This window comes from Burkholderia sp. MS389, assembly GCF_016899425.1.
GTDB classification, from domain to species: Bacteria; Pseudomonadota; Gammaproteobacteria; order Burkholderiales; family Burkholderiaceae; genus Burkholderia; species Burkholderia sola.
Map to the genome: position 1 here is coordinate 891,450 of NZ_CP045994.1, position 26,483 is coordinate 917,932.

Sequence of the window (26,483 nt, forward strand, 5' to 3'; positions counted from 1 at the left end):
AACATGAATCAGCAAGCAGAACCGTTCCTGAGCACCCTCGACCCGCAGGCCGACGCCGCGCAGGTGCACGTGTCGCGTGCGCACGAATCCGCCCACCTGCACGTGAGCGGCCGCGCGACCTATACCGACGACATCCCGCTCGTCGCCGGCACGCTGCACGCGGCGCTCGGGTTGTCCGCGAAGCCGCACGCGAAGATCGTGTCGATGAACTTCGACGCGGTGCGCGCGACGCCGGGCGTGGTCGCCGTGTTCACGGCCGACGACATCCCGGGCGTCAACGATTGCGGCCCGATCATCCACGACGATCCGGTGCTCGCGAACGGCATCGTGCAGTTCGTCGGCCAGCCGATGTTCATCGTCGTCGCGACGTCGCATGAAACCGCGCGGCTCGCCGCGCGGCGCGCGCAGGTCGACTACGAGGAACTGCCCGCGATCCTGACCGCGCAGGAAGCGCGCAAGGCCGAAACCTACGTGATCCCGCCGCTGAAGCTCGCGCGCGGCGACGCGGCCGCGCGGCTCGCCGCCGCGCCGCACCGCGAGTCGGGCGAGATGCTGCTTGGCGGCCAGGAGCAGTTCTACCTGGAAGGGCAGATCGCGTACGCGGTGCCGAAGGACGACGACGGGATGCACGTGTACTGCTCGACGCAGCACCCGAGCGAGATGCAGCACCTGGTCGCGCACGTGCTCGGCGTCGCGTCGCACAACGTGCTGGTCGAATGTCGCCGGATGGGCGGCGGCTTCGGCGGCAAGGAGTCGCAGTCAGGCCTGTTCGCGTGCTGCGCGGCGCTCGCCGCATGGAAGCTGCTGTGCCCGGTGAAGCTGCGTCCGGACCGCGACGACGACATGATGATCACCGGCAAGCGGCACGACTTCCATTACCGCTTCGACGTCGGCTACGACGACGACGGTCGCATCGACGGCGTCGCGCTCGACATGACGTCGCGCTGCGGCTTCTCGGCCGACCTGTCGGGCCCGGTGATGACGCGCGCGGTGTGCCACTTCGACAACGCGTACTGGCTCGGCGACGTCGACATCGCCGGCTACTGCGGCAAGACCAACACGCAGTCGAACACCGCGTTCCGCGGCTTCGGCGGCCCGCAGGGCGCGTTCGCGATCGAAACCATCCTCGACGACATCGCGCGTTCGCTTGGCCGCGATCCGCTCGACGTCCGCTACGCGAACCTGTACGGCAAGACCGAACGGAACGTGACGCCGTACGGGCAGACCGTCGAGGACAACGTGCTGCACGAATTGCTCGGCGAACTCGAGACGACGAGCGACTATCGCGCGCGGCGCGCGGGCGTGCGCGCCTTCAACGCCCGCAACACGGTGCTGAAGAAAGGCATCGCGCTCACGCCGGTGAAATTCGGCATCGCGTTCAACGTCACGCACTTCAACCAGGCCGGCGCGCTCGTGCACATCTACACCGACGGCTCGGTGCTCGTGAACCACGGCGGCACGGAGATGGGGCAGGGGCTCAACACGAAGGTCGCGCAGGTCGTCGCGCACGAACTCGGCATCCGCTTCGGCCGGATCCGCGTGACCGCGACCGACACGAGCAAGGTCGCGAACACGTCCGCGACCGCCGCGTCGACGGGCTCCGACCTGAACGGCAAGGCCGCGCAGGACGCGGCGCGCCAGTTGCGCGAGCGGCTCGCGGCGTTCGCGGCGAAGCAGTTCGGCGACGGCAACGTCGAGGCGGCCGACGTGAAGTTCGGCAACGACGTCGTGTGGGTCGGCGGCCATGGCGTGCCGTTCGGCGAGGTGGTCGCGAAGGCGTATCTTGCGCGCGTGCAGCTGTGGTCCGACGGGTTTTATGCGACGCCGAAGCTGCACTGGGATCAATCGAAGCTGCAGGGCCGGCCGTTCTACTACTACTCGTACGGCGCGGCCGTGTCGGAAGTCGTGGTCGACACGCTGACGGGCGAGATGCGCACGCTGCGCGTCGATGCGCTGCACGACGTCGGCGCGTCGCTGAACCCGGCGCTCGACATCGGCCAGGTCGAAGGCGCGTTCATCCAGGGGATGGGCTGGTTGACGACCGAGGAGCTGTGGTGGAACGCGGGCGGCAAGCTGATGACGCATGCGCCGTCCACGTACAAGATCCCGACGGTGAACGACACGCCGCCCGAGTTCAACGTGCGGCTGTTCCAGAACCGCAACGTCGAGGACAGCATCCACCGCTCGAAGGCCGTCGGCGAGCCGCCGCTGCTGCTGCCGTTCTCGGTGTTCTTCGCGGTGCGCGATGCGGTGGCCGCGGTCGGCGACTACCAGGTGAATCCGCCGCTCGACGCGCCGGCCACGGGCGAGTCGATCCTGCGCGCGATCGGCGCGGTGCGTGCGGCGAGCGCGAGCCGGGCAGGTTGAGATGAAACGCTCTTTGCGCTTGCTTCGTTCGTTGCTCGCTCACGGCGGCACGACCCGACGGAGGCCGGCATGAACGGCCCCGCTCGTTCGCCGCGTGCCGCGTCGCAGGCGTCCGCCGCCGGATGCGACGGCGCGTGCGGCAGCGCGTCGTCGCAACGACAGCCGTTCGCGCCCGGCTCCGGCCAGCGCAACCGCGTGACCGCAGCACCGCCGCCGATGCACATCGTGCTGTTCGGCGCGGGGCACGTCGGCCACGCGCTCGTCACGCTGCTCGGCGCGCTGCCGTGCGTCGTGCAGTGGGTCGACACGCGCGACGAGCTGTTCCCGGACGAATGTCCGCCGAACGTGCAGCCGGAGCCGACCGACACGCCGGAGGCCGTCGTCGACGCGGCGCCGCCCGGCGCGTACTTCCTCGTGATGACGCACAACCACGCGCTCGACTTCGCGCTCGCCGCGCAGATCATGCGGCGGCGCGACTACGCGTACTTCGGGATGATCGGCTCGCGCACCAAGCGCGTGAAGTTCGAGCGCCGGCTCGCCGCGCGCGGCGTCGATCCGGCGCGGCTCGTCGAGATGGTGTGCCCGATCGGCGTCGCGGGCATCGTCGACAAGGCACCGGGCGCGATCGCGGTGGCCGTCTGCGCGGAGCTGCTGCAGGCCCGCTCGGGCATGCCGGTGGCCAATGCGAAGGCGGCCGCGGCCGGGCGCGCACGCGACGACCTGTCCTGCGCGCGCTAAAACGCGCGGTAAAACGGTCATGCCGCGCGGCTGGCGCACGACCGCGCGTTTTTGCCTACACTGCACGACAACGCGCGGCAGCGGGCCGCGCTTCACGTCACCGTGCACGCCCCATGTCCGATCACTCCGTCTATCTCGACGCGCTCGATGCGAGCCTCGTCGCCATCGAGCGCTGGCTGTCCGGCGTCGATACCGCGCCGGCGGCGCTCGATGCGCTGCTCGCCGCGTTTTCCGTCGACTTCACGATGATCCTGACCGACGGCCGCGTGGTCGACCATGACGGCATGCGCGCGCTGTTCGCGACGCTGGCCGGCGCGAAGCCGGGGCTGCACATCGCGCTGTCGGAGATCCGCGTGCTCGCGGCCGATGCAGCGCATGCGGTGATCACCTATCTCGAAACGCAGCATGCGGCAGCGGGCGAACTGCCGGCGCGCCGCGCGACCGCCGTGTTCGCGCGCGACGCGGCGGGCGTCGTGCGCTGGACTCATCTGCAGGAAACCTTCTGCACGGCCTGAGCGGCCGCGCTGCCTGACCACTTCGCGCCGCGCTTTGGCCGCGCGTCAGCGCTTGCGCGTGCGGGCGACCGTCAGTTCGTCGGACACGCTCTGCATCAGCGCGCACAGCCACGCGATGTCGGTCGGCCGATCGGGTTGCGGGTGCGTGAGCAGGTAGCTCTTGATGCGCGGGAACGGCACGGGCGGCGTGACGACGACGAGCGGCAGCAGTTGCGCATAGTGCGTCGCGAAGCGGCGCGTCGTCGTGAAGATCAGGTCCGACTGCAGCAGCACCTGCGGCACGATCCCGAAATACGGCAGCGTCGTCACGATGCGCCGCGTGAGGCGTGCGCGCGCGAGGCCGATCTCGATCGCGTTGCGCTTGTCGCCGGTGTACGGCGTCGGCGCGACGTGCGCGGCCGACGCATACGCGTCGCGCGTGAGCGGTTCGCGGGCGAGCGGATGCGCGTCGCGCATCAGGCACACGATCGTGTCGGAGAACAGGTCCTGGCGCGCGAACTGCGGGTCGGGCTTCGGCCAGTTGCCGATCACGAGATCGAGCGCACCCGATTGGAGCGCGCCCGCGTGGTCGAGCGCGGGATTCAGCGAATCGATTTCCAGATGCGCATGCGGCGCCGCGTCGCGAAAGCGCTCGATCAGCGTCGGCATGAAGAAATCGTTCAGGTAGTCGGGTGCGGCGACGCGGAATGTGCGCCGCGCGGACGACGGATCGAAGTCGCCGTGCGGCGTCGCGATGAAGTCGACCTCGCGCAGCGCACGCGACGCGGCTTCGAGCAGCGACGCGCCGTATTCGGTCGGCACCATGCCGGATTTGCCGCGCACGAGGATCGGGTCGTTCAGCGTCTCGCGCAGCTTGCGCAGCGCGGTGCTGATCGCGGGCTGGGTCTGGTTCAGCCGCAGCGCGGCCTGCGTGACGCTGCGCTCGAGCAACAGCGTGCGCAATACGCGCACGAGCCAGATGTCGAGCGAGGCGGTACGGTCGTCGTCGTCCATTGGTGGGGGGTGATTCGGGGGACGCGTAACCTTACCGCAGCCGCGCGTTGCCGTGCGTGATACCGGCCATCACGCACCCCATCACGCGCGGCCCTTCGGCAGCGTGCTGATCCGCTTGACCTCGCGCGATTCGAGCCAGTTCGGCGTGCGCGCGCAGTACAGCACCATCGGCAGCGCGTCCTCGCCCCAGAACAGCTGCTTGTTCATCCAGAAGGTGGGCACGCCGAACACGCCGAGCGCGATCGCATCGGCCGTGTTGCGGGCCAGCTGCGCGGCGGTTTCCTCGAATTCGATCAGCTCGTCGCCGTGGCTCACGCCGACGCGTTCGCACAGCGCCGCGAAGCCGTCCGGCGTCGATGGATCGTTGCCTTCTCGCCAGACGAAGCGGAACATTTCCAGCACCGTCACGATATCGGCGCGCAGCGCGATCGCGAGGCGCAGCACCTTGTCGGAATCGAATGGATGCGCGGGCGGCATCTTGAAGCGGATGCCGAGCTGTTCCGCGCGAAACAGCGCGTGACGGTACGTGAACACGCGCTTGGCCGGCACGTCGGCGCTCGGGCGCTGGCCCCAGTGGCGCTGCAGGTCGGGCAGCGATACGGCGACGGGGTTGAACGGCACGTCCGGCCATTTGTCGTGCTGCTCGAGCAGCAGATACGAGAACGGCGACACGAAGTCGAAGAACCAGGCGGGTTGGGCGGTATCGAGGCCGGTTGTCATGTCGTTCTCCAGAAGGGGGGGCGTGCGGCGCCTGGCGGCGGCCTCCATGTTACGCGGCAGCGCGCGCATGCAGCAATGATCGCGGATCGTTCGCTCACGCGGAACCGGGAGTCGCCCGGGGGCCATCGCCGGCCGGCGGCGGGCCGGTTTCCGCGCGCGCCGGCGAATTGCCGGCGCCGGGCGGGCCCGCCGGCGCATCCTGGTCGTGCGCGGTGAGCCGTTCGCGCACGAAGCCGATGTGCTCGCGCAGCACGTAGAACTGCCCGGCGTACGCGAGCGGCATCTTCATCCGGTTCACGGCTTCCTCGATGTCGTCGAGCTCGTCGAGCAACTGCACGCGCTCCTCGGCCGTATGTTCGCCGAGCGCGCGGCGCTCGAGCGCGATCAGCGCGCCGTACCAGCGGTAGATGCGCGAGCGCACGCGCCAGCCGTACAGCGACGGCACGAGCCGCAGCCCGGGGATCAGCACGACGATCAGCGGCACGACCACGACCAGCAGCCGGTCGACGAGGCTCGCGACCCAGAACGGCAGCCGCCGGTACAGGAAGCTCTTGCCCGACTTGTAGTAGCGGGCGGCGTCGTCGGACAGCGGAAAGCCGCGCGTGACGGACGACGGGAATTCGCCCGCGTGCTGCAGGATCGTCGCGTGGCCGTGCACTTCGCGCGCGGCCTCGATCAGCAGGTCGGACAGCGCCGGGTGCAGCGAGTCGCGCGCGACGAGTTCGATCGTCGGCGCGACCGTGTGGATGTCGGCCGGCGGCAGGTTGCGGCCGAGATCGTAGACGCCCATCGGCAGCGTGATTGCGGTCAGATACGGAAAGCGCCGCGCGTACGCCTCGGCCTGCGTGAACGAATATACGTGCACGCCGGGCGCGCGGAACAGCTTTGCCATCACCGGGATCTGCGTCGAGTCGCCGGACAGGAACGCGGCGTCGATCTTGCCGTCGAGCAGCGCGGTCGCGGCGTCCTCGCCGGCGGTCGGCAGCAACTCGGTCGGGCCGCCCGGCACGATGCCGTTCATCTTCAGCAGCGCGAGGCTCAGTTCGCGCGCGCCGCTGCCTTCGGCGCCGAGCGCGAGCCGCTTGCCCTTGAAATCGGACAGGCGCGCGACGACCGGGCCGCGGTACATGATCGCGAGCGGCACGTAGCCGATGCTGCCGAGCGACACCAGATGCTCGTCGCGCTCCTTCGGGCCGATGCCGCTCTGCACGAAGCCGACGTCGACCGGCGCGTTCGGGTTCGACAGCCGCGCGAGGTTCTGCGCGGAACCTTCGGACGATTGAACGTCGAGCGTGACGCCGTTTTTCGCGAGGATCGTCTTGTATTTCTGCGCGGCGTTCCAGTACGTGCTGCCGGGCGGCCCGGCCGAGATCACGAGCGTGGACGGCGGCGCCGGCTGGATCAGCTTGACCGCGAGCCAGACGGCCGCGCCGGCGAGCAGCACGGTCGGGCCGATCGACAGCGCGAGGTCGCGCCACGACACGGCGACGAAGCGGGCGAGGATGCGGCGCGGCGGGCGGGGACGGGCAGGCTTCATGGGATCGGCGGATGACGCTGGCGTGACGCATCGGTGACGGTCGTCGCGGGACGATGCGGATTCTCGCGGCGATGGTACCCGGTTTCCCTGCGCCTGCGCGAGTCGGGGCGGTATTGCACCGCGGCACCGCGACGGCGGCGGGCATCCCGGCGTCAAAAGCTTTGCGCTTCGGCGGGCGCTGGATTACATTGTGCGACGCAGCCGCGCCCGATTCGCGCGCGACCCGGCACGTCATGAGGCCGGGCGCGTCCGGCCGGCGGCTGCCCGGCCCGACCGGCCCGCTTTTGCGTGCGCCGGCCGCCGGCCCGTGACGCCTCTCTCGTATCGCCGTGGAAAACACCGGCTGTCCCGCCCGTTCGCGCGCGGGCCGGCTGTTTTTGGGGGTATCCGGCCGTACTGTGCACGGCCGTTCCGGAGTGATAAGGAGATAGCATGAAGTCGATCGTGTTGAGAGCGTTGGGCGTCGCCGCCGTGGCGGCCTGTCTGTCGGGCAGCGTATATGCGCAGTCGAGCGACGCAGCGGCAACGGAAGCGCCGGCGGCCGCGACGAGCGCGCCGAAAGCCGCCGCGAAAACCGCGAAGAAGGCGAACCGCAAGCTCGGCTATGCGGTGCGCAAGGCCATTACGAAGGCAGGCGGCATCGACGTGGCGAACCTCGTCGTGCGCTCGAAGGGCGGCGCGATCACGCTGGAGGGCACGGTGCCCGACCAGGCTCAGATCGACAAGGCGGAAGAGGCGGCGAAGGGCGTGAGCGGTGTGACGTCGGTCACGAACAAGCTGACGGTTCAGCAGCAGTAACGCCGGGCGGCGGCGCGCGAGCGCCGCGCGCGCCCGTTTCAGGCGGGCCCCGGCATGCCGGGGCCCGTTTGCGCTTCAGGGGGCCGACAGCCGCGCGCGGCGCGGCGACGGACCGATAACGATATCGAGGGGGCGGCGATGACGAAGTTCGGGTGGGGCAAGCGGGTGGTGTGGGGGGCGGCGCTGGCCGCGGTCGCGATGCTCGGCGCCTGCAACGGCGACGAGTCGGCCGAGCGCAACCGGTTGCCCGGCTTCGTGTCCGGCAGCGTGCGCACGACGGCCTACGACGGCGCGAGCGACGACCTGCTGACGGCCGGCCTCGGCAAGACGGGCCTCGCGGCGGCGACCGCGCCGGGCTTCGCTAACCCGTCGCGGCCGACGAGCGCCGAATTGCGCCGCCTCGCGATCTGGTCGAACTACCGCGCGCTCGTCGACATGAGCGCGAACGGCGGCTACGGCCGCTTCTGGGGGCCGAACGTCGACCTCGACGGCAACGACACGCTCGGTGAAGGCAAGATCCCCGGCACCGAATATCTCGCGTATGCCGACGACGGCAGCGGCGCCAAGAACGTGACGCTGCTCGTGCAGGTGCCTGCCAGCTTCAATCCCGCGCAGCCCTGCATCGTCACCGCGACGTCGTCCGGCTCGCGCGGCGTGTACGGCGCGATTTCCGCGGCCGGCGAATGGGCGCTCAAGCGCGGCTGCGCGGTCGCCTACAACGACAAGGGCGGCGGCAACGGCGCGCACGAACTCGGTTCCGACGCCGTCACGCTGATCGACGGCACGCTCGCCGACGCGGTGCTGGCCGGCACCGCGAGCCTGTTCACCGCGAACGTGACGAGCGGCGATCTCGCCGCGTTCAACGGCCGCTTCCCGAACCGCTATGCGTTCAAGCACGCGCATTCGCAACAGAATCCGGAACAGGACTGGGGGCGCGTGACGCTGCAGGCGGTCGAATTCGCATACTGGGCGCTCAACGAGCAGTTCGGCCCGCTGATCGACGGCACGCATCACGCCGTGCGCTATCGCGCGGGCGACATCACGACGATCGCCGCGTCGGTCAGCAACGGCGGCGGCGCGTCGCTCGCGGCGGCCGAGCAGGACAGCCGCGGCTGGATTACCGCGGTCGTGGTCGGCGAGCCGCAAATCAACGTGCGGATGGCGCCGAATGCGGTCGTCCGGACGGGCGGCCAGCCGGCGCCGTCGTTCGGCCGGCCGCTGGCCGATTACGCGACGCTCGCGAACCTGCTGGAACCGTGCGCGGCCGCGTCGGCGTCGCTCGCCGGCGCGCCGTACCTGAGCGCGCTGCCGTCCGCGACCACGCAGTCGATCCGCACGCAGCGCTGCGCAACGCTCGCCGCGGCCGGGCTGGTGGCGGGCGCCGACACGCAGAGCCAGGCGGCCGACGCGCTCGCGCAGCTCCATGCGGCCGGCTATCTGGCCGATTCCGACCTGTTGCAGGCGGCGATGTGGGATTCGCAGGCGATTCCCGCGATCGCGGTCACCTATGCGAACGCGTACACGCGCTCGCGCGTCACCGACAACCTGTGCAACTTCAGCTTCGCGACGACGAACGCGGCGACGGGCGCGGTCGCGGCGCCCGCCGCGTCGCCGATGCCGGCCGTGTTCGGCATCGGCAACGGCGTGCCGCCGACGGCCGGCATCAATCTCGTGTTCAACAACGGCGCGGGCGTCGACCACCGGCTCGCGACGCCCGATGCGAGCTTCGCGGGCGCGCTGTGCCTGCGCCAGCTGTGGACGAACGGGATGCTCGGGATGCCCGCGAACGTCGACGCGGTGCGCGTGAACGCGAACCTGCACGGCAAGCCGGCGATCATCGTGCAAGGCCGCAGCGACGCGCTCGTGCCCGTGAACCACGCGTCGCGCGCGTACGTCGCGCAGAACGGCATCAGCGAAGCCGGGCGCAGCCAGCTGGTGTTCTACGAAGTGACGAACGGCCAGCACTTCGACGCGTTCCTGTCGGTGCCGGGCTTCGACACGCGCTTCGTGCCGGTTCACTACTACAACGTGCAGGCGCTGAACCTGATGTGGAAGCGCCTGAAGAACGGCGCGCCGCTGCCGCCGTCGCAGGTGATCCGCACGGTGCCGCGCGGCGGCACGCCGGGCGCCGCGCCCGCGCTGACGAGCGCGAACCTGCCGCCGATCTCGGCCGCGCCGGGCGCGAACGCGATTTCCGTCGGCGTCGGCACGATCGACGTGCCGCTCTGACGGCGCCCGTCACGCGCCTCCAGCAAGCCGGACAGCCGTCCGGCTTTTTTTATGGGCGTTTCTGGAATCGGTCCCGGACTGCCTTTTATCGGAATGGCGAGCGCTGTAACAAATTCTTACTTTACGGCGATAAATCCGGAACCTATTATGCGCCGGTATTTTCACTTAATTTAATAAATCGGATTGCGAGCATATTCCTTTCCATTTAGTTAATCGTTCCTTTCGATTTTATTCAATCGGATCGAGTCGCGATTGGTCGCGGTTTCGCGATTAATCGGTATCTCGCCGATGGGGATCGTTTGTCTGGTCGAAGTGAAGACGCTTTGCTGAGCGGGCTTTGCGAGGCGTCCTTTTGTCCGTCGCTTTCGTTATGCGTGCGAATCCGCGGAATGAATCCGTATTGCGGTGAATCATCGAATTATCGTTGCCAATGGAGTTTATGCCATTGTGCGGTTGCAAAAAAAGGTGGGGTAAATCGTGCCGATCGGTATTCGCCGATCCGGTAAAAAACTCGGAGTGCGTCGCATAACGAATGCATTCCCGGTGCGGAGCGCCGGCGCAAATGATCCCTTGCGACCGGCGGTATTTATCGTTCTGTTCGAGAGGCAATAATGACGACACGCAAGTCCTTGAAAGACGGTTTCGCGCTATTCGGAACGACCTTGAGCGTACCGCTCGCCGCCGCGGCGGCCGCGGCGCTGCTCGTCACGGGGTGCGGCGGCGACGATGGGCCGAGCCCGGCTGCGTCGGCCGCCACCGCGGCCGCGACGTCCAGCGGCGGCACGTCGGCCACCACCGACGCAACGGCCGCCACCGCGGCCGACCAGCCGTACGTCGACACCGACGTGTACGGCACCGGGCCGAACGATGCGGTCACGGATTCGACGGAAGGCGCGGCGGTCGTGCACCGCCAGGTCGCGATCGGCGGCAAGACGATCCAGTACACGGCCACCACCGGTCACCTGACGACGATCGATCCGGTCACGTCGGCGCCGAACGCGAAGATGTTCTACGTCGCGTACACGCAGGACAATCCCGACCCGTCGAAGCCGCGCCCGGTCACGTTCTTCTACAACGGCGGCCCGGGCTCGTCGTCGGTCTACCTGCTGCTCGGCTCGTACGGGCCGAAGCGCCTGCAGTCGTCGTTCCCGAACTTCACGCCGCCCGCGCCGTACAAGCTGCTCGACAATCCGGACAGCCTGCTCGACCGCACCGACCTCGTGTTCATCAACCCGGTCGGCACCGGCTACTCGACGGCGATCGCGCCGGCGAAGAACAAGGACTTCTGGGGCACCGACCAGGATGCGCGCTCGATCGACCGCTTCATCCAGCGCTACCTGACCAAGTACTCGCGCTGGAATTCGCCGAAGTTCCTGTACGGCGAGTCGTACGGCACCGCGCGCAGCGCGGTCGTGTCGTGGGTGCTGCACGAGGACGGCATCGATCTGAACGGGATCACGCTGCAGTCGTCGATCCTCGACTATGCGAACGCGCTGTCCGCGCCGGGCACGTTCCCGACGCTCGCGGCCGATGCGTTCTACTGGAAGAAGACGACGCTCAACCCGACGCCGACCGATCTCGACGCGTACATGGTGCAGGCCCGCCACTACGCGGACAACACGCTCGCGCCGCTTGCGCAGAAGCCGAATCCGCAGGACGGCGGCTTCGTGAACGTGCGGCTGAACCTGAAGCTGCAGACCGCTCAGCAGATGGGCGCGTACATCGGCACGGACCCGACGTCGCTGATCCAGACCTTCGGCAACCCGGCCGCGCTCGGCAACGTGCCGTCGTCGGACGACAACCCGCCGTACACGTTCTTCCTGACGCTCGTGCCGGGCACGCAGATCGGCCAGTACGACGGTCGCGCGAACTTCACGGGCAAGGGCATCGCGCCGTACATCCTGCCGAACTCGGGCAGCAACGATCCGTCGATCACGAACGTCGGCGGCGCGTACACGGTGCTGTGGAACAGCTACATCAACACCGATCTCAAGTACACGTCGACGTCGTCGTTCGTGGACCTGAACGACCAGGTCTTCAACAACTGGGACTTCAGCCACACGGACCCGACCGGCGCGAACAAGGGTGGCGGCAACACGCTGTACACGGCCGGCGACCTGGCGTCGACGATGAGCGTGAACCCGGACCTGAAGGTGCTGTCGGCGAACGGCTATTTCGACGCCGTCACGCCGTTCCACCAGACGGAGCTGACGCTCGCGCAGATGCCGCTCGATCCGACGCTCAAGGCGCAGAACCTGACGATCAAGAACTACCCGTCGGGCCACATGATCTATCTGAACGACGCGTCGCGGACCGCGCTGAAGGGCGATCTCGCCAACTTCTACGACGGCATCCTCGCGAACCGTACTGCGCTGCAACGCGTGCTGAAGCTGCAGGCGCGCACGCAGCAGATGAAGCAGCAGAAACTGCAGCAGCAGGGGCAGTAAGTGTTGCGGGCGGCGGGCGCCGCCCGCCGCGGCGGAAAAGTGCACGCGCGCGTGCGTCCCGATGTGGCGGGTCGTGTACGTTGATGGTGTGGCTGTCGTTCCACAAGATGCCCCCGAGAGTCGTGGACTCCGGGGGCATCTTTTTGTGTCGGAGGGGGTATTGCCCCGGAAGTCGAAGGTGATGGCTTCCTTAATCCTCAAAACAGGGATGAAAAGCCCTCTATTGAGGATCGGCATGCGCCGACGGTGGCGTTTGTCACCAGACGCGAGGCGTTGCTTACGCCAGCACGAGCCGCACGCCCACCGCCACCAGGGTCGACGCGAGCAGGTTGCGCAGCAGCCGCTCGGGCGCGCGCGCCGACAGCAGGCTGCCGATCACGATGCCGGGCAGCGAACCGAGCAGCAGCGACAGCAGCATCGACCAGTCGACGGAGCCGAGCAGCCAGTGGCCCATGCCCGCGACCAGCGTGAGCGGCACCGCATGCGCGATGTCGGAACCGACGATGCGGGTCGTCGCCAGCAGCGGATACAGCAGCAGGAGCACGGTCACGCCGATCGCGCCGGCGCCGACCGACGTCATCGACACGAGCACGCCCAGCACGGCGCCCGTCAGCACGGTCGACCACAGCGTGCGCGCGGGGCTCGGCGCGAGCGGGTTGCGCGCGGCGAATGCCGTGAGCTGCGGGCGGAAGATCAGCGCGAGCGACGTGAGCAGCAGCGCGACCCCGAGCACGAGCTGGATCATCCGCGCGGTACCCGGCGTGTTCATCCCGTGCGTGTGCAGCCACCACAGCGTGAGCGCCGCGGCCGGTACGCTGCCCACCGCGAGCCGGCCCGTGATGCGCCAGTCGACCGAGCCCTTCAGGCCGTGGACGAGCGTGCCGGTGGCCTTGGTCGCGGCCGCGTACAGCAGGTCCGTGCCCACGGCCGTCGCCGGGTGGACGCCGAACAGCAGCACGAGGATCGGCGTCATCAACGAACCGCCGCCGACGCCCGTCAGGCCGACGAGAATGCCGACGAACAGGCCGGACAGCGAGTACAGCAGATCGATATGGGGAAGCGACATCGGAGGCAGGCGGTTAGGTGGCGTTCGGCGGCGGCGCGCGGCCGCGGCGCTGCGCGCGCGTCAAAGTCCGCCATTGTCGCAAAAGTGGCGCGTCAATGTACGACTGCGTTAAAAATCGGCCGGGAAGGTCTGCACCGCAGGCGGCCGGCGGGACGTAAAACGGGCGTTTGAATGGGGCGCGACCGACGATGACGACCGGTCTGAAAGCGATGACGAACCGGGGCCGGCGCCGTGTATCCGGGCGCGCATAAAAAGGGCGCGACAGTGCGCGCCCCGACTCGATGCCGGTTCCGGGCCGCCCATCGACGGTCAGTGCATCGCGGGCCCGGCACCTTCGACCGCGCGTGGCGGCCGGATGCGCAGCGCGAAACCGGTCAGCGCGGCCACGGCCGCAAACGCCGCGCCGAACGCGAAGGCCGCGTGGTAGCCGCCGTTCAGTGCGTCGAGCGGCGCCGCTTGCGCTGCCGCGAGCGCATCGGTGCGTGCGCCGGCGAGACTCGCGAGGACCGCGAGCCCGAGCGCGCCGCCCATCATGAACGCGGTGTTGACGATCCCCGACGCGAGCCCGGAATCGGCCGGATCGACGTCGTTCATCGCGGCGAGCAGCACCGGATTGAACGCGACGCCTGCACCAATGCCCAGCAGCGTCATGCCGGGCAGCACATGCCACACGAAACCGCCGTCGACCGGCGCGCGCGAGAACAGCGCAAGGCCGCACGCCGCGATCAGCAGGCCGGCGGCGATCGGGCCGCGGATCCCGAAGCGCATCACGATCCGCGCCGACAGCCCGAGCGAGAACGCCGCCATGATCAGGTTCGCCGGCAGGAACGCGAGGCCGACCTGCAGCGGCCCGTAGCCGAGCACGCGCTGCATGTACAGCGCGGACAGGAAGAACCACGCGAACATCGCGGCCGCCCACAGCACGGCGATCGCGTTTGCGAGCGCGACGTTGCGCGCGGCGAACAGCGTAAGCGGCATCAGCGGGTGCGCGGCGCGCGACTCGATCGCGATGAACAGCGCGAGCAGCACGACGGCCGCGCCGATCAACGCGACGGTCTGCGTCGACAGCCAGCCGGCCTCGTTGCCGCCGACGATTCCGTAGACGGCCAGCATCAGCGATGCCGTCACCGTGATCGCGCCCGCCACGTCGAGCCGCGCGGTGCCGGCCGCCGTACGCGTGCGCGGCAGCAGCGCGGCGCACATCGCGTAGACCGCGACGCCGATCGGCAGGTTGACGAGGAAGATCCAGTGCCACGACAGCGAGCTCGTCAGCAGCCCGCCGAGCAGCACGCCGATGCTGCCGCCGCCCGCGCACACGAAGCCGTAGACGCCCATCGCGCGAGCGCGTTCGCCGGGCTCGGTGAACAGGTTCATGATCAGCGACAGCGAGACGGCCGACACGACCGCGCCGCCGAGCCCCTGCACCGCGCGCGCGGCGATCAGCATCGCCTGCGATTGCGCGAGCCCGCAGGCGAGCGACGCGAGCGTGAACACGACGAGGCCCGCGAGAAACATGCGCCGCTGGCCGTACAAGTCGCCGAGCCGGCCGCCGAGCAGCAGGCAGCCGCCGAATGTCAGGAGGTAGGCATTGACGACCCACACGAGGGCCGTTTCGGTGAAGTGGAGATCGGTGCTGATCGACGGCAGCGCAACGTTCACGATCGTGCTGTCGAGCACGATCATCAGCACGCCGAGGCAGAGCACGATCAGCGCGTACCAGCGCTTCTCGCCGTGAATCCCGTGGGTCATGGGCTCGCAGCCTTCTATTCGTTATATGGAAGGATGCATTGTAGATGCCACCGGCGCGGGTTTCCTGTCGGTTTGTGGCAGGAGCGTCGCGTAGCGGCGGGTGTGGCCCGGCGCGCGTGAAGCGGGATGTTGCGTTACGCGCGCGCCGGCAGTTCGCAGCCGTCCGGGCCGCAGGCGGCCGCGTCGTCGCCGTCGAGTTCGACGACGCCGTCGCGCCACGCGTGGTCGAGCGCTTGCGCGAACGCGTCGGCCGGCTGCGCGCCCGATACGGCGTAGCGGCCGCCGAACACGAACAGCGGCACGCCGCGCCCGCCGATCTGCGCGGCGCGCGCGATGTCGGCCTCGACTTCGTCGCGGTACGCGTCGCTGTGCAGCACCGCTTCGACGGCCGAGCGCTCGAGCCCGGCTTCGACCGCGAATTCGGTCAGCGCGGCATGATCGAACAGCGAGCCGTGCTCGCAGAAATACGCGCGATACAGGCGCTCGGTCAGCGCATGCGCGCGGCCCGACGCGTGCGCGAGCTTCACGAGCCGGTGGCCGTCGAGCGTGTCGCCGACGAGCGTGCCGGGCAGGTCGTAGCGCAGCCCGACGCTCGCGGCCGCCTCGGTTACCTGGCGCAGCATCTGGTCGACCTGTGCGGGCGCCATCCGGTATTTGCCTGCGAGCATCGCCTCGACCGGCTCGACGGGGTGGCCCGGCATCAGCCGGTACGCGCGCAGCGCGACGTCGACGCGGTCGGCGTGCGCGAACGCGGCCAGCGCCTCGTCGAAACGGCGCTTGCCGATCCAGCACCATGGGCAGATCAGGTCGGACCAGATTTCGACGGTCAGGGTCGGGCGGGCGGTCGGGGCGGGAGCGGTCGTCATGGCGGTTGGAGCGGTCAAAAATGTAACTGTGACTATATCACTTTATGCTCCCGGGCTCCGTGGTCCGTAGGCCCGTGCGGCATGCAGCCGCGCCCGCGTATCGCGAAGCTTCGACGCGGAAACGGTCGTCCGATGCCGATGGCCGGGTCCGATCGTCATTGCGGCCGCCGCTGCGCGCTCAGGCGTCGCCCGTTTCCTTCAGATGCTTCAGATGCTTGTAGACCGTCGCGCGCCCCATCCCGAGCACGTTCGCGACGTAGTTCGCCGCGCTCTTGCCGCGAAACGCGCCTTCCGCGTACAGCGCCTCGACGAGTTCGCGCCGGTGCTCGCGCGTGAGCCCGTTCAGCCCGACCTGCCGCTCGCGCAGCCAGCCGTGCAGGAACGTATTGATGCGCTCCTGCCAGTCGTCGCGGAACAGCTCGTCGGGCTGCGCGACGACGCCCGCGCCCTTGATGAACAGGTCGAGCGTCGCGCGCACCTCGTCGAACACCGCGATGTTGAAGTTGATGCACATCATCCCGGCCGGGCGGCCTTCGTCGTCGAACAGCACGTTGCTCACGCAGCGCATCCGCCGGCCGTCCCAGTTCAGCTTCTCGTACGGGCCGATCACGCGCTCGCGCGCCGAATGATCGATTTCCTCGAGCGCGGAATCGTCGCCGACCTCGCGCTTCGACAGGTTGTTCGCCAGATACAGCACCGTCTGGTCGTGCAGGTCGTGGATCACGACTTCCGCGTACGGGAAGAACAGCGCGGCGATACCGTCGGCGATCGGCGCATAGCGGGTGAGCAGCAGGTCTTTGACGGGAGATTTCTTCTTGCGCATCGGTATCGCGATCTCGGGTGGGCGGGAGCCGGGCAGCGTGTCGGGCCGGCGGGCCGGCGCACCGTCGGCCGGCATGCCCGTGCGCCCGCGCGCGGCCGCCGCGGCGGTTGCGCCATTGTATCGGCCCCGCGCGCGCGGGGCGCTCATCCGCGCGTCAGATGCGTGTACAGCGCGTGCGCGATCGCGATGTCCTCGAGCCCGAGGCCGATCGAGCGGAAGAATGCGTGACGCGTGCGCGACGGCGCCGCGCAGGTGCCGGCGACGAGCGCGGGCAGGTCGCCGGCGATCCGGCCGGCATCCCAGCCGTGCTCGGCCGCCGCGATCTGCATCTCGCCGGCGCTCGCGGGCGTCGTGTGCCGGTAGTCGCAGTAGACGTCCATGTCCGGCAGCCACGCGGGCGGGATTTCGTGTGCGCGCGCGACGTTCGTGCTGATCGACGTGACGAGCGCGGCGCGCGTGAGCATCCCGTCGCCGAGCACGGGCGTGCCCGACGACGTGCACAGCATCACCACGTCCGCGTCGCGTACGCACGCCTCGACGCTTGCCGCCGCGCGTGCGCGCGGGTCGAGCGCGGCGAGGCTCGCCTGCAGTGCCGTATCGCCGGCCAGCGCGGGCGAGTACACGCGGATCGTGTCCCAGTCGCGCAGCGCCGCCGTGTGCCGCAGGTGCGCGAGGCCGACCGCGCCCGCGCCGACGATCGCCAGATGACGCGCGTTGCGCGGCGCGAGGCAGTCGACCGCGAGCGCCGTCGTGCCGGCCGTGCGTTCGACGGTCAGCAGCCCGGCGTCGCACCACATCAGCGGCTGGCCGGTTTGCATCGACATCAATGCGGTCCATGCGGTGACGATGGGTTTGCCGTCTGTCACGACATACGGCGACAGCTTCGCGCCGAATACCTGCTGGTCGGCGAGCGCGCCGAGATACGTGATGAAGTCGCCGGCCTGGTCGGGAAACGGCGTGAGCGTCTGCGGCGGCTGCACCGCGCGCGCCGCGGCGAGCGACGCGAACATGCGGCGCAGCGTGCCGAGCACGTCGAGCGACGGCAGCGCCGCGCGCACCGCGGCTTCGTCGACGGTCAGCGGCAGGCTGGGGCGGGGTTGCGTCATCGGGACATCTCCGGTGCGGGCTGGACAGAAAGTCTCGAAAGACGGTGTCCGGCGGGGTTCGTTGTGGACTAAAAGTCTAATATAGACAAACGAAATCGGGATAATTTTTCTTTTCGAGACGTCGTGGCGGTGCTGGGATCATGAAAAATTCCACAGAATCAACGATGTTTTGGCTCGGGCGACGAAATTTCGGCGTCGAGCAACACGACGATCTCCTCATATCCCCTATAGTCTATAGTAGACTTTGAGTCTATATTTCGCATGCAGAGCCCGACACGTCGCCATGCGGCGGCCGCCTGCGCCGAATCCCGACCCGGCGTCCGACCGAGGGCGTCGTGCGACCGATCTTCATCGCCTCACTCCAGAACAGAAGGACCGTCATGAACTGGAAACTTTCCCTCTGCGCCGCTGCGGCGGTCGCGTGCGCGGCCGTCACGGCCCATGCGGAACAGACCACGTTGCGCTTCGGGATCGAAGCCGCCTATCCGCCGTTCGAGAGCAAGACGCCGGCTGGTCAGCTGCAGGGTTTCGACGTCGACGTCGGCAATGCGGTATGCGCGAAGCTGAACATGAAGTGCGTGTGGGTCGAGAACGCGTTCGACGGGCTGATCCCGGCGCTGCAGGCGCGCAAGTTCGACGCGATCAACTCGGCGATGAACATCACCGCGAAGCGCAAGCAAAGCATCGACTTCACGCCGGCGATCTACGTGGTGCCGATCGTGATGGTCGCGAAGCACGGCTCGCCGCTGAAGCCCGACGTCGCGAGCCTGCGCGGCAAGCACGTCGGCGTGCTGCAGGGCTCGTCGCAGGAGGATTTCCTGAAGGCGCACTGGGCCAATGCGGGCGTGGACGTCGTGTCGTACCCGGATCAGGACCAAATCTACGCCGATCTCGTCGCGGGTCGTCTCGACGCGGCCGTGCAGGAAGCGCAGACCGCGCAGGACGGCTTCCTCGACAAGCCGGCCGGCCGCGACTACCGGATCGTCGGCGAGCCGCTGAAGGATCCGGCGACGCTCGGCGAAGGCACCGGCTTCGGGATGCGCAAGAACGACAAGGCGCTGCAGGCGAAGATCGTCGGTGCGCTCGATGCGCTGAAGAAGGACGGCACGCTGAGCGCGCTGTCGCAGAAATACTTCAAGCGCGACATCATCGCGAAGTAAGCGCCGCCGCGTGCCGCCCGCCGGGCCGGCGCACGGCGCATCCCATCTCGACGCAGTGCGGGGGACCATGGATTTCGACGTCATCGTTCTGGGGGCCGGCATCGTCGGCGTGTCGTCGGCGCTGCATCTGCAGGATCGCGGGCTGCGCGTCGCGCTCGTCGACCGGCGCGCGCCCGGCGAGGAAACCAGCCACGGCAATGCGGGGCTGATCGAGCGCTCGTCGGTCGTGCCGTATGCGTTTCCGCGCCGGCTCGGCACGCTGCTGCGCTACGCGCGCAACCGTTCGGTCGATCTCTATTGGGATTACCGCGCGCTACCTGCGTATGCGGGCTGGCTCGCGCGCTTCTGGCGCGAATCGTCGCCGCAGCGGCTCGCGGCCGCCGCGCGCGACCTGCTGCCGCTCGTCGCGGCGAGCGTCGTCGAGCACGATGCGCTGCTCGCACGCACCGACGCGCAGCCGCTCGTGCACGACGGCGGATGGATCGAGGCGTTCCGTTCACCGGGGCTGTTCGACGCGGAAGCGCGCGCGCAGCAGCAGGTCGCCGCCGCGCACGGGTTGCGGATGACCGTGCTCGACGCGCATGCGCTGCGCGCGCGAGAGCCCGGTATCGGCGACGCCTTCTGCGGCGCCTTCCACTGGCAGGATCCGAAGACCGTGTCGAGCCCGGGCGGGCTGACCAAGGCCTATGCGCGGCTGTTCGAGCGCGACGGCGGCTCGTTCGTGCACGGCGACGCGACGACGCTCGTGCAGGTCGATGACGGCTGGCAAGTCCGATCCGAACACGGGCCGATCTCGGCGCGCTCGGCCGTGGTCGCGCTCGGGCCGTGGTCCGATCAGGTGTTCGCGCCGCTCGGCTACCGGATTCCGCTGCGCGCGAAGCGCGGCTATCACATGCATTACCGGCCGACGCGCACGCCGCTGAACGTGCCCGTGTGCGATACCGAGGCCGGTTTCGTCGTCGCGCCGATGGAGGGCGGCCGCCTGCGGCTGACGACGGGCGTCGAGATCGCGCCGCGTGGTGCGCCGCCGACCGGCGTGCAACTCGCGCGCGCCGAACCGCTGGCGCGCGACGCGTTCGGCATCGGCGAGCGGCTCGATCCGGAACCGTGGCTCGGGATGCGGCCGTGCACGCCCGACATGCGTCCGGTGATCGGGCCCGCGCCGCGCCATCGCCATTTGTGGTTCGCGTTCGGCCACTGCCATCACGGGCTCACGCTTGGGCCCGCGACCGGCCGCCTGCTCGCCGAAATGATGACGGGCGCGCCGACCTATATCGATCCGCATCCGTATCGGCCCGCACGCTTCAGTTGAACCGGCCGCGCGCAGTTGCGGCGTCGGTCGCCGGCACGCGCCGATGGCAATGCGCGTATTTCACGGTTTTTCGTTCTGCTGCCCGGGTGGTCGAAATCCGCGCCGTCGAAAATGATCTGCCAATCGACAAGAAGGACATTCAGGCTTCCCGCGTGCTTTCGTCGCATGAATGATCGCCACCACTCGTCGCGCCGCCGCATGGAATAACCGGCCGCCGCCGTCCGTTTACATACCGAGTTCCGGCACAGCCGGCCGGCGGGATAATGATCGCGACGCAGCCGATCGTCCCGTTCGGCGGCACCGTGTCGCGACACGACGCCAAGGAGAACGGGAATGAAACGGATGCTCTTCGCTGCCGCGCTGACGGTGGCGATCGTGCGGCCGGCGGCCGCGGAACCGCCCCAGGTCGGCGACGGGAAACTGGTCGACGAAGCGCACATGACGCTGTACGTGTTCGATCGCGATGCGCCGGGCAAGAGCATGTGCGACGGCACGTGCGCAGCCAACTGGCCACCCGCGCTCGCCGACGCGTACGACAAGGCGTCGGGTGCGCTGAGCCTCGTCGCCCGCGACGACGGCAAAAAGCAATGGGCATACCGCGGCCGCCCGCTGTATCGCTGGAAGATGGACCGCAAGGCCGGCGACGCGAGCGGCGATGGAATCGGCGGCATGTGGCACGTCGCGCGGCCGTGACCGTGACCGCGCGGCGACGCGCGAGGCGCCCCGATGAGCTATGAATCGGACCTGCTGGTATGGCTTCCGCATCTCACGCGCTATGCGCGTGCGCTGACGGGCGAGCGCGCGTGGGCCGACGATCTCGTGCAGGACACGCTCGAGCGTGCGCTGAACCGGCCGCCGCGCGACGGCGGCAACCTGCGCGCATGGTTACTGACGCTGCTGCGGCACCGCTTCATCGACCAGTTGCGCGCGCGGCACGAGATCGCGGTCGACGACGCGACGGCGCCGTGGCAGACGATGGCCGCGCCGGTCGGCGAGGTCGGCGGGCTGGAGTTGCGCGACGTGCAGCGTGCGCTGTACCGGCTGCCGGTCGAACAGCGCGAGGTGCTGCTGCTGGTCGCGCTGGAGGAGTTGAGCTATCGCGATGCCGCGCAGGTGCTCGGCGTGCCGGTGGGCACGGTGATGTCGCGGCTCGCGCGGGCGCGCGCGCAGATGCGCGCGTTGCTGTCGGACGCGCCGTCGACGCACGGCACGGCCACGTTACGGGTGATCGGGAAGCCATGATGGACGATCCGCGCAAGCCTTCGAACGAGCAGGGAGACGATGCGTCGGCGCAACTGCTGTCCGCGCTGCTGGACGGCGAACTGTCCGGGCACGAGCGGCGCGAGGTGCTCGCGCGCCTGCAGGCCGATCCGCAGGAAGCCGAACGATTCGCGCATTACCGCGCGCAGCGCGATGCGCTGAAGGCGCTGTTCCCGTTGCCGGGCGCGGCGCCCGCGTTGTTCGTGCAGCGCCGCGCGCCGCGCTGGCGCGCGGTCGCGCATGCGTTCGCGGGGCTGGCGGCCGGGCTGCTGATCGGTGTCGCGCTGCATGCGGGCTGGGCGGCATTCGGCCGCGAACCGGCGTTCGCCGCGCGCGCCGATGTCGCCTACGCGGTGTACGCGGCCGACCGCGAGCATCCGGTGGAAGTCGGCGCGAACGATCCCGAGCGTCTCGCCGCGTGGTTGTCGGCGCGCGTCGGCCGGCCGGTGCGCGCGCCGTCGCTCGACGAATACGGTTACGCGCTGCTGGGCGGCCGGTTGCTGCCCGGCGACGCGGGGCCGGCCGCGCAGCTCATGTACCAGCGCGCAGACGGTGCGCGCGTGACGCTGTACATGACCGCATACGATGCGCGGCGTCTCGCGCCGCACGCGCTGTCGGCGAACGGCCGCTACACGTATTTCTGGTCGGATCGCGGCATGGGTTATGCGCTGTCCGGCCGTGGCGACGAACGGCGTCTGCGCGAGCTCGCGATCGACGCATGCGGTGCGCTGGGCGGGCCGACCGACGCGTGGAAGGGCTGACGCGCGGCGCCCGCAGGGAGCAGGCGATGAAGATGGCGACGATGAAGGGGCTCGTACTGGCGGTGTTCGCCGCGGGCACGGTGCTTGCGCACGCGGATGCCGACACGCCCCTGCGCGTGCCGATCGACGCGGACGGCGTGCAGCGCGTGACGATCGTCGGCGGCAGCTATTTCTTCCGGCCGAATCACGTGATCGTCCGTGCGCACGCGCCGGTCGAACTGACCGTGTCGGCCGAGCCCGGCGTGGTGCCGCACAGCTTCGAGATCGACGCGCCGCAGGCCGGCATCGCGGTACGCACCGAGCTCGGCACGACGCCGAAGACGTTTCGTTTCACGCCGGTGCAGCCGGGGCGATTCGCCTACTATTGCACGCACCGGCTGCTGTTTTTCAGCAGCCATCGCGAGCGCGGGATGGAAGGCGTGCTCGAAGTCGAGGCGGCGCCGTGATCGCCGCGTTGCTGGCCGCGAGCCTGATAGGAGCGAGCATGACAGCCGATCCCGTGACCGTCGCGCAGGCGCATTTCGACCACGTCCGCTCGTACCGCGCGACGATCCGCTCGTCGGCGCGCGACGGCGAGCGCACCGAAATCCGCTACGCGTACCTGAAACCGGGCTTCGTCCGGATGGATTTCGTGTCGCCGCATCGCGGCGCGGTGCTCGCGTACGATCCCGGCGACGGCAAGGTCAGGCTGCGCCCGTTCGGCACGCATGCGCCGCCCGCGCTGACGCTGTCGCCGTCCAATCCGCTCGTGCGCGACCGCACCGGCCACCGGGTCGACCGCTCGGACGTCGGCGAACTGCTGCGCAACGTACATGCGCTGCAGCAGGGCGGTGCGACGGTGACCGAAGGCAAGGAGGCCGTCGGCGGCCGGACCGCGCAGCGCGTGCTGGTCACGGGCGCACCCGCGCACGCGATCGACGGCGTGCATCGCTACCGGTTGTGGCTCGACGCCGCGGACGGTTTTCCGCTGAAGGTCGTCAGCTATGCGGGCGACGACGACGTGCCGCTCGAAACCGTGACGCTCGACGACGTGGAGATCGACGTCGCGTTTCCCGAGCGTTTCTTCGCGCCCTGACGGCGCGCCGATCTGCGTTCCTGAACGCGCATGCCGGAGGCTGCATGGCGGAGTACCGGTTTTCGACGACCTGGCGGGTGGATGCGCCGCTCGCGGCGGTCTGGGACGCGATCTACCAGGTCGATCGCTGGCCCGACTGGTGGAAGGGCGCCGTGCGCACCGTCGAGCTCGAGCCTGGCGACGCGCGCGGCGTCGGCGCGTTGCACCGGTATACGTGGAAGGGAGCGCTGCCGTACCGGCTGACCTTCGACATGCGCGTGCGGCGCGTCGAGCGGCCGCATGCGCTCGAAGGCCATGCGAGCGGTGCGATCGAGGGCGACGGCTGCTGGTCGTTCGCCGCCGACGGCGCGCGCACCGTCGTGCGCTACGACTGGCACATCCGCACGCGCGGCTGGATGAACTGGCTGGAGCCGCTCGCGCGGCCGCTGTTCCGGTGGAACCACGACGTCGTGATGCGCGAAGGCGCGAAGGGGCTCGCGCGGCGGCTGGGCGCGACCGTCGAGACGGACGGCCGGACCTTCCGGCCGTTGTCCGGCGCGGACTGCGCCGACGCGTGAAATCGGCCCGGCGACGCCGGCGAGCGAGCACGGCGCGGCAGACGAAATCGGCGTCGCGCGGTTTTTTCGATGCGATGTCACCGGTCCCGGGAACTCCGGGCTTACCCGGTGTCCAAACGGGGCTGGATGGGATCAGCGGGCCGCATGGGCCCGCCTGTCGGGTCGGTTGCATTCGATATGGCATTGTTTTAAAAGGGGTTTTTGTTGTTTTCGTGGGTTTTTCCCGCCGCGTCGCCGCCCCGAAAATTCCTCCGGTTTCCCTTCTTGAATTTGTCAAAACCCGTCCATATAATTAGCACTCGCTGCACGAGAGTGCTAACAATTCTCTGCCGGGCGCCACGCCGGGCAGTTTCCCTAAGCGTTCTTCAATCTCAGTCAAGAGAGGAGTGAATATGAACCTTCGTCCTTTGCACGATCGCGTGATCGTCAAGCGCCTGGATCAGGAAACCAAGACCGCCTCGGGCATCGTGATCCCCGACGCCGCTGCTGAAAAGCCGGATCAGGGCGAAGTCCTGGCCATCGGCCCGGGCAAGCGCGACGACAAGGGCGCCCCGATCGCGCTCGACGTGAAGGTCGGCGATCGTGTCCTGTTCGGCAAGTACGCAGGTCAGACCGTGAAGGTCGACGGCCAGGAACTGCTGGTCATGCGCGAAGAAGACATCATGGCCGTGGTCAACGCCAAGTAAGCGTCCTCCGACGGTACATATTCCCAAGAATTCAAGGAGTTAGAAGATGGCAGCTAAAGACGTCGTATTCGGCGATTCCGCCCGTTCGAAGATGGTCGAAGGCGTGAACATTCTCGCCAACGCAGTCAAGGTCACGCTGGGTCCGAAGGGCCGCAACGTCGTGCTCGAGCGCAGCTTCGGCGGCCCGACGGTCACCAAGGACGGTGTGTCGGTCGCGAAGGAAATCGAGCTGAAGGACAAGCTCCAGAACATGGGCGCGCAAATGGTCAAGGAAGTCGCTTCCAAGACCAGCGACAACGCAGGCGACGGCACGACGACGGCAACCGTCCTCGCGCAATCGATCGTTCGCGAAGGCATGAAGTACGTCGCATCGGGCATGAACCCGATGGACCTGAAGCGCGGCATCGACAAGGCAGTCGCAGCGGCTGTCGAAGAGCTGAAGAAGATCAGCAAGCCGTGCACGACCAACAAGGAAATCGCACAGGTCGGCTCGATCTCGGCGAACAGCGACTCGTCGATCGGCGATCGCATCGCTGAAGCGATGGACAAGGTCGGCAAGGAAGGCGTGATCACCGTCGAAGACGGCAAGTCGCTGGCCGACGAGCTCGACGTCGTCGAAGGCATGCAATTCGACCGCGGCTACCTGTCGCCGTACTTCATCAACAACCCGGACAAGCAAGTCGCCGTCCTCGACAACCCGTTCGTGCTGCTGCACGACAAGAAGGTGTCGAACATCCGTGATCTGCTGCCGGTGCTCGAGCAAGTCGCGAAGGCTGGCCGTCCGCTGCTGATCATCGCTGAAGACGTCGAAGGCGAGGCACTGGCCACGCTGGTCGTCAACAACATCCGCGGCATCCTGAAGACCGTTGCGGTCAAGGCGCCGGGCTTCGGCGATCGTCGCAAGGCAATGCTGGAAGACATCGCGATCCTGACCGGCGGTCAAGTCGTCGCGGAAGAAACCGGCCTGACGCTCGAGAAGGCAACGCTGGCAGAACTGGGCCAGGCGAAGCGCATCGAAGTGGGCAAGGAAAACACGACGATCATCGACGGCGCAGGCGAAGCCGTGAACATCGAAGCACGCGTGAAGCAAGTGCGCGCGCAAATCGAAGAAGCGACGTCGGACTACGACCGTGAAAAGCTGCAAGAGCGCGTGGCCAAGCTGGCAGGCGGCGTTGCGGTGATCAAGGTCGGTGCTGCGACCGAAGTCGAAATGAAGGAAAAGAAGGCACGTGTCGAAGACGCACTGCACGCGACGCGCGCAGCTGTGGAAGAAGGCATCGTTGCAGGTGGCGGCGTTGCGCTGATTCGCGCACGCACCGCGATCGCAGGCCTGACCGGCGCGAACGCCGACCAGAACGCCGGCATCAAGATCGTGCTGCGCGCAATGGAAGAGCCGCTGCGCCAGATCGTCACGAACGGCGGCGAAGAAGCCAGCGTCGTCGTGGCGGCGGTTGCTGCAGGCAAGGGCAACTACGGCTACAACGCAGCAACGGGCGAGTACGTCGACATGGTCGAAGCCGGCGTCGTCGACCCGACCAAGGTCACGCGCACCGCACTGCAGAACGCAGCTTCGGTTGCAGGCCTGCTGCTGACGACGGACGCAGCTGTCGCAGAACTGCCGAAGGAAGATGCACCGATGCCGGGCGGTATGCCGGGCGGCATGGGCGGCATGGGCATGGACATGTAATCGACTTCGGTCGATTGTCCGGAGCGCGCAG

Annotated in this window: 24 protein-coding genes; 16 read left to right on the forward strand and 8 right to left on the reverse strand. The window is 68.6% G+C overall.

The features are described 5' to 3' along the window. The first annotated feature begins 3 nt into the window (after window positions 1-3). The 3 genes from xdhB (at window position 4) to GJG85_RS04130 (ending at window position 3,620) form a co-directional block, all read left to right on the forward strand. The gene (gene xdhB / locus GJG85_RS04120) at window positions 4-2,367 is read left to right on the forward strand and encodes a xanthine dehydrogenase molybdopterin binding subunit (protein ID WP_050011711.1); all 2,364 of its coding nucleotides are present in this window, start codon (window positions 4-6) and stop codon (window positions 2,365-2,367) included. Window positions 2,368-2,436: 69 nt separating this feature from the next. Next, a complete protein-coding gene (gene xdhC, locus GJG85_RS04125) occupies window positions 2,437-3,105 on the forward strand; it encodes a xanthine dehydrogenase accessory protein XdhC (protein ID WP_176015552.1) in 669 nt (222 codons plus the stop codon). A 113-nt stretch (window positions 3,106-3,218) separates the two neighbouring features. Next, window positions 3,219-3,620 (forward strand): nuclear transport factor 2 family protein, encoded by a 402-nt coding sequence (locus GJG85_RS04130; protein ID WP_089488199.1) that lies wholly within the window; start codon window positions 3,219-3,221, stop codon window positions 3,618-3,620. Window positions 3,621-3,665: 45 nt separating this feature from the next. Here GJG85_RS04130 and GJG85_RS04135 read toward each other — a convergent pair whose 3' ends face one another. The 3 genes from GJG85_RS04135 to GJG85_RS04145 form a co-directional block, all read right to left on the reverse strand. Beyond that, complete coding sequence (locus tag GJG85_RS04135) at window positions 3,666-4,613, reverse strand: LysR family transcriptional regulator (RefSeq protein WP_050011708.1); 948 nt, start codon at window positions 4,611-4,613, stop codon at window positions 3,666-3,668. An 81-nt stretch (window positions 4,614-4,694) separates the two neighbouring features. Beyond that, window positions 4,695-5,333 carry a 2-hydroxychromene-2-carboxylate isomerase gene (locus GJG85_RS04140; protein ID WP_050011707.1) on the reverse strand — a complete coding sequence of 213 codons (639 nt, stop codon included), beginning with the start codon at window positions 5,331-5,333 and terminating at the stop codon, window positions 4,695-4,697. Window positions 5,334-5,427: 94 nt separating this feature from the next. Then, a complete protein-coding gene (locus tag GJG85_RS04145) occupies window positions 5,428-6,870 on the reverse strand; it encodes a TAXI family TRAP transporter solute-binding subunit (protein ID WP_124555691.1) in 1,443 nt (480 codons plus the stop codon). A gap of 432 nt (window positions 6,871-7,302) precedes the next feature. Here GJG85_RS04145 and GJG85_RS04150 point away from each other — a divergent pair, with 432 nt between their 5' ends. From GJG85_RS04150 to GJG85_RS04160, 3 genes are all read left to right on the forward strand, one after another. Continuing rightward, window positions 7,303-7,668 (forward strand): BON domain-containing protein, encoded by a 366-nt coding sequence (locus GJG85_RS04150; protein ID WP_050011705.1) that lies wholly within the window; start codon window positions 7,303-7,305, stop codon window positions 7,666-7,668. A 138-nt stretch (window positions 7,669-7,806) separates the two neighbouring features. Further along, window positions 7,807-9,897 (forward strand): D-(-)-3-hydroxybutyrate oligomer hydrolase, encoded by a 2,091-nt coding sequence (locus GJG85_RS04155; protein ID WP_050011704.1) that lies wholly within the window; start codon window positions 7,807-7,809, stop codon window positions 9,895-9,897. A 611-nt stretch (window positions 9,898-10,508) separates the two neighbouring features. Beyond that, complete coding sequence (locus tag GJG85_RS04160; protein WP_050011703.1) at window positions 10,509-12,344, forward strand: peptidase S1; 1,836 nt, start codon at window positions 10,509-10,511, stop codon at window positions 12,342-12,344. Between the two features lie 277 nt (window positions 12,345-12,621). Here the strand turns inward: GJG85_RS04160 and GJG85_RS04165 are convergent, their stop codons facing one another. The 5 genes from GJG85_RS04165 to GJG85_RS04185 all read right to left on the reverse strand — a co-directional run bounded on the left by GJG85_RS04165 (window position 12,622) and on the right by GJG85_RS04185 (window position 17,954). Further along, window positions 12,622-13,410, reverse strand: coding sequence for a sulfite exporter TauE/SafE family protein (locus GJG85_RS04165; protein ID WP_050011702.1), 789 nt, complete (start codon window positions 13,408-13,410; stop codon window positions 12,622-12,624). 309 nt (window positions 13,411-13,719) lie between these two features. After that, on the reverse strand, window positions 13,720-15,159 hold the full coding sequence (locus GJG85_RS04170) for a DHA2 family efflux MFS transporter permease subunit (RefSeq protein ID WP_089488200.1): 1,440 nt from the start codon (window positions 15,157-15,159) through the stop codon (window positions 13,720-13,722). Between the two features lie 134 nt (window positions 15,160-15,293). Then, window positions 15,294-16,025 (reverse strand): DsbA family oxidoreductase, encoded by a 732-nt coding sequence (locus GJG85_RS04175; protein WP_050011700.1) that lies wholly within the window; start codon window positions 16,023-16,025, stop codon window positions 15,294-15,296. 178 nt (window positions 16,026-16,203) lie between these two features. After that, on the reverse strand, window positions 16,204-16,995 hold the full coding sequence (locus GJG85_RS04180; RefSeq protein WP_124630619.1) for a PAS domain-containing protein: 792 nt from the start codon (window positions 16,993-16,995) through the stop codon (window positions 16,204-16,206). Further along, complete coding sequence (locus GJG85_RS04185; RefSeq protein WP_050011698.1) at window positions 16,992-17,954, reverse strand: ornithine cyclodeaminase family protein; 963 nt, start codon at window positions 17,952-17,954, stop codon at window positions 16,992-16,994. Before GJG85_RS04185 ends, GJG85_RS04180 begins: the two co-directional genes overlap by 4 nt. 380 nt (window positions 17,955-18,334) lie before the next feature. Between GJG85_RS04185 and GJG85_RS04190 the strand changes: the two genes are divergently transcribed. The 10 genes from GJG85_RS04190 to groL all read left to right on the forward strand — a co-directional run bounded on the left by GJG85_RS04190 (window position 18,335) and on the right by groL (window position 26,452). Then, window positions 18,335-19,114, forward strand: coding sequence for an ABC transporter substrate-binding protein (locus tag GJG85_RS04190; protein ID WP_124630620.1), 780 nt, complete (start codon window positions 18,335-18,337; stop codon window positions 19,112-19,114). A 67-nt stretch (window positions 19,115-19,181) separates the two neighbouring features. After that, window positions 19,182-20,426 (forward strand): FAD-binding oxidoreductase, encoded by a 1,245-nt coding sequence (locus tag GJG85_RS04195; protein ID WP_050011696.1) that lies wholly within the window; start codon window positions 19,182-19,184, stop codon window positions 20,424-20,426. Window positions 20,427-20,759: 333 nt separating this feature from the next. Continuing rightward, a complete protein-coding gene (locus GJG85_RS04200) occupies window positions 20,760-21,119 on the forward strand; it encodes a hypothetical protein (protein WP_089488203.1) in 360 nt (119 codons plus the stop codon). A gap of 33 nt (window positions 21,120-21,152) precedes the next feature. Next, window positions 21,153-21,668, forward strand: coding sequence for a sigma-70 family RNA polymerase sigma factor (locus tag GJG85_RS04205; protein WP_124630622.1), 516 nt, complete (start codon window positions 21,153-21,155; stop codon window positions 21,666-21,668). Beyond that, window positions 21,665-22,447, forward strand: a complete 783-nt coding sequence (locus GJG85_RS04210; protein WP_124555700.1) for an anti-sigma factor — start codon at window positions 21,665-21,667, stop codon at window positions 22,445-22,447. Before GJG85_RS04205 ends, GJG85_RS04210 begins: the two co-directional genes overlap by 4 nt. A 26-nt stretch (window positions 22,448-22,473) precedes the next feature. Continuing rightward, window positions 22,474-22,893: a quinol oxidase gene (locus GJG85_RS04215; protein WP_050011694.1), complete on the forward strand. Its 420-nt coding sequence runs from the start codon at window positions 22,474-22,476 to the stop codon at window positions 22,891-22,893. Then, a complete protein-coding gene (locus GJG85_RS04220) occupies window positions 22,890-23,522 on the forward strand; it encodes a hypothetical protein (RefSeq protein WP_050011693.1) in 633 nt (210 codons plus the stop codon). Before GJG85_RS04215 ends, GJG85_RS04220 begins: the two co-directional genes overlap by 4 nt. Window positions 23,523-23,566: 44 nt before the next feature. After that, a complete protein-coding gene (locus tag GJG85_RS04225) occupies window positions 23,567-24,079 on the forward strand; it encodes an SRPBCC family protein (protein WP_050011692.1) in 513 nt (170 codons plus the stop codon). 392 nt (window positions 24,080-24,471) lie between these two features. Then, the gene (gene groES / locus GJG85_RS04230) at window positions 24,472-24,765 is read left to right on the forward strand and encodes a co-chaperone GroES (protein WP_004186661.1); all 294 of its coding nucleotides are present in this window, start codon (window positions 24,472-24,474) and stop codon (window positions 24,763-24,765) included. A 46-nt stretch (window positions 24,766-24,811) separates the two neighbouring features. Continuing rightward, window positions 24,812-26,452 (forward strand): chaperonin GroEL, encoded by a 1,641-nt coding sequence (gene groL / locus GJG85_RS04235; protein WP_006476740.1) that lies wholly within the window; start codon window positions 24,812-24,814, stop codon window positions 26,450-26,452. The last annotated feature ends 31 nt before the right edge of the window (window positions 26,453-26,483 follow it).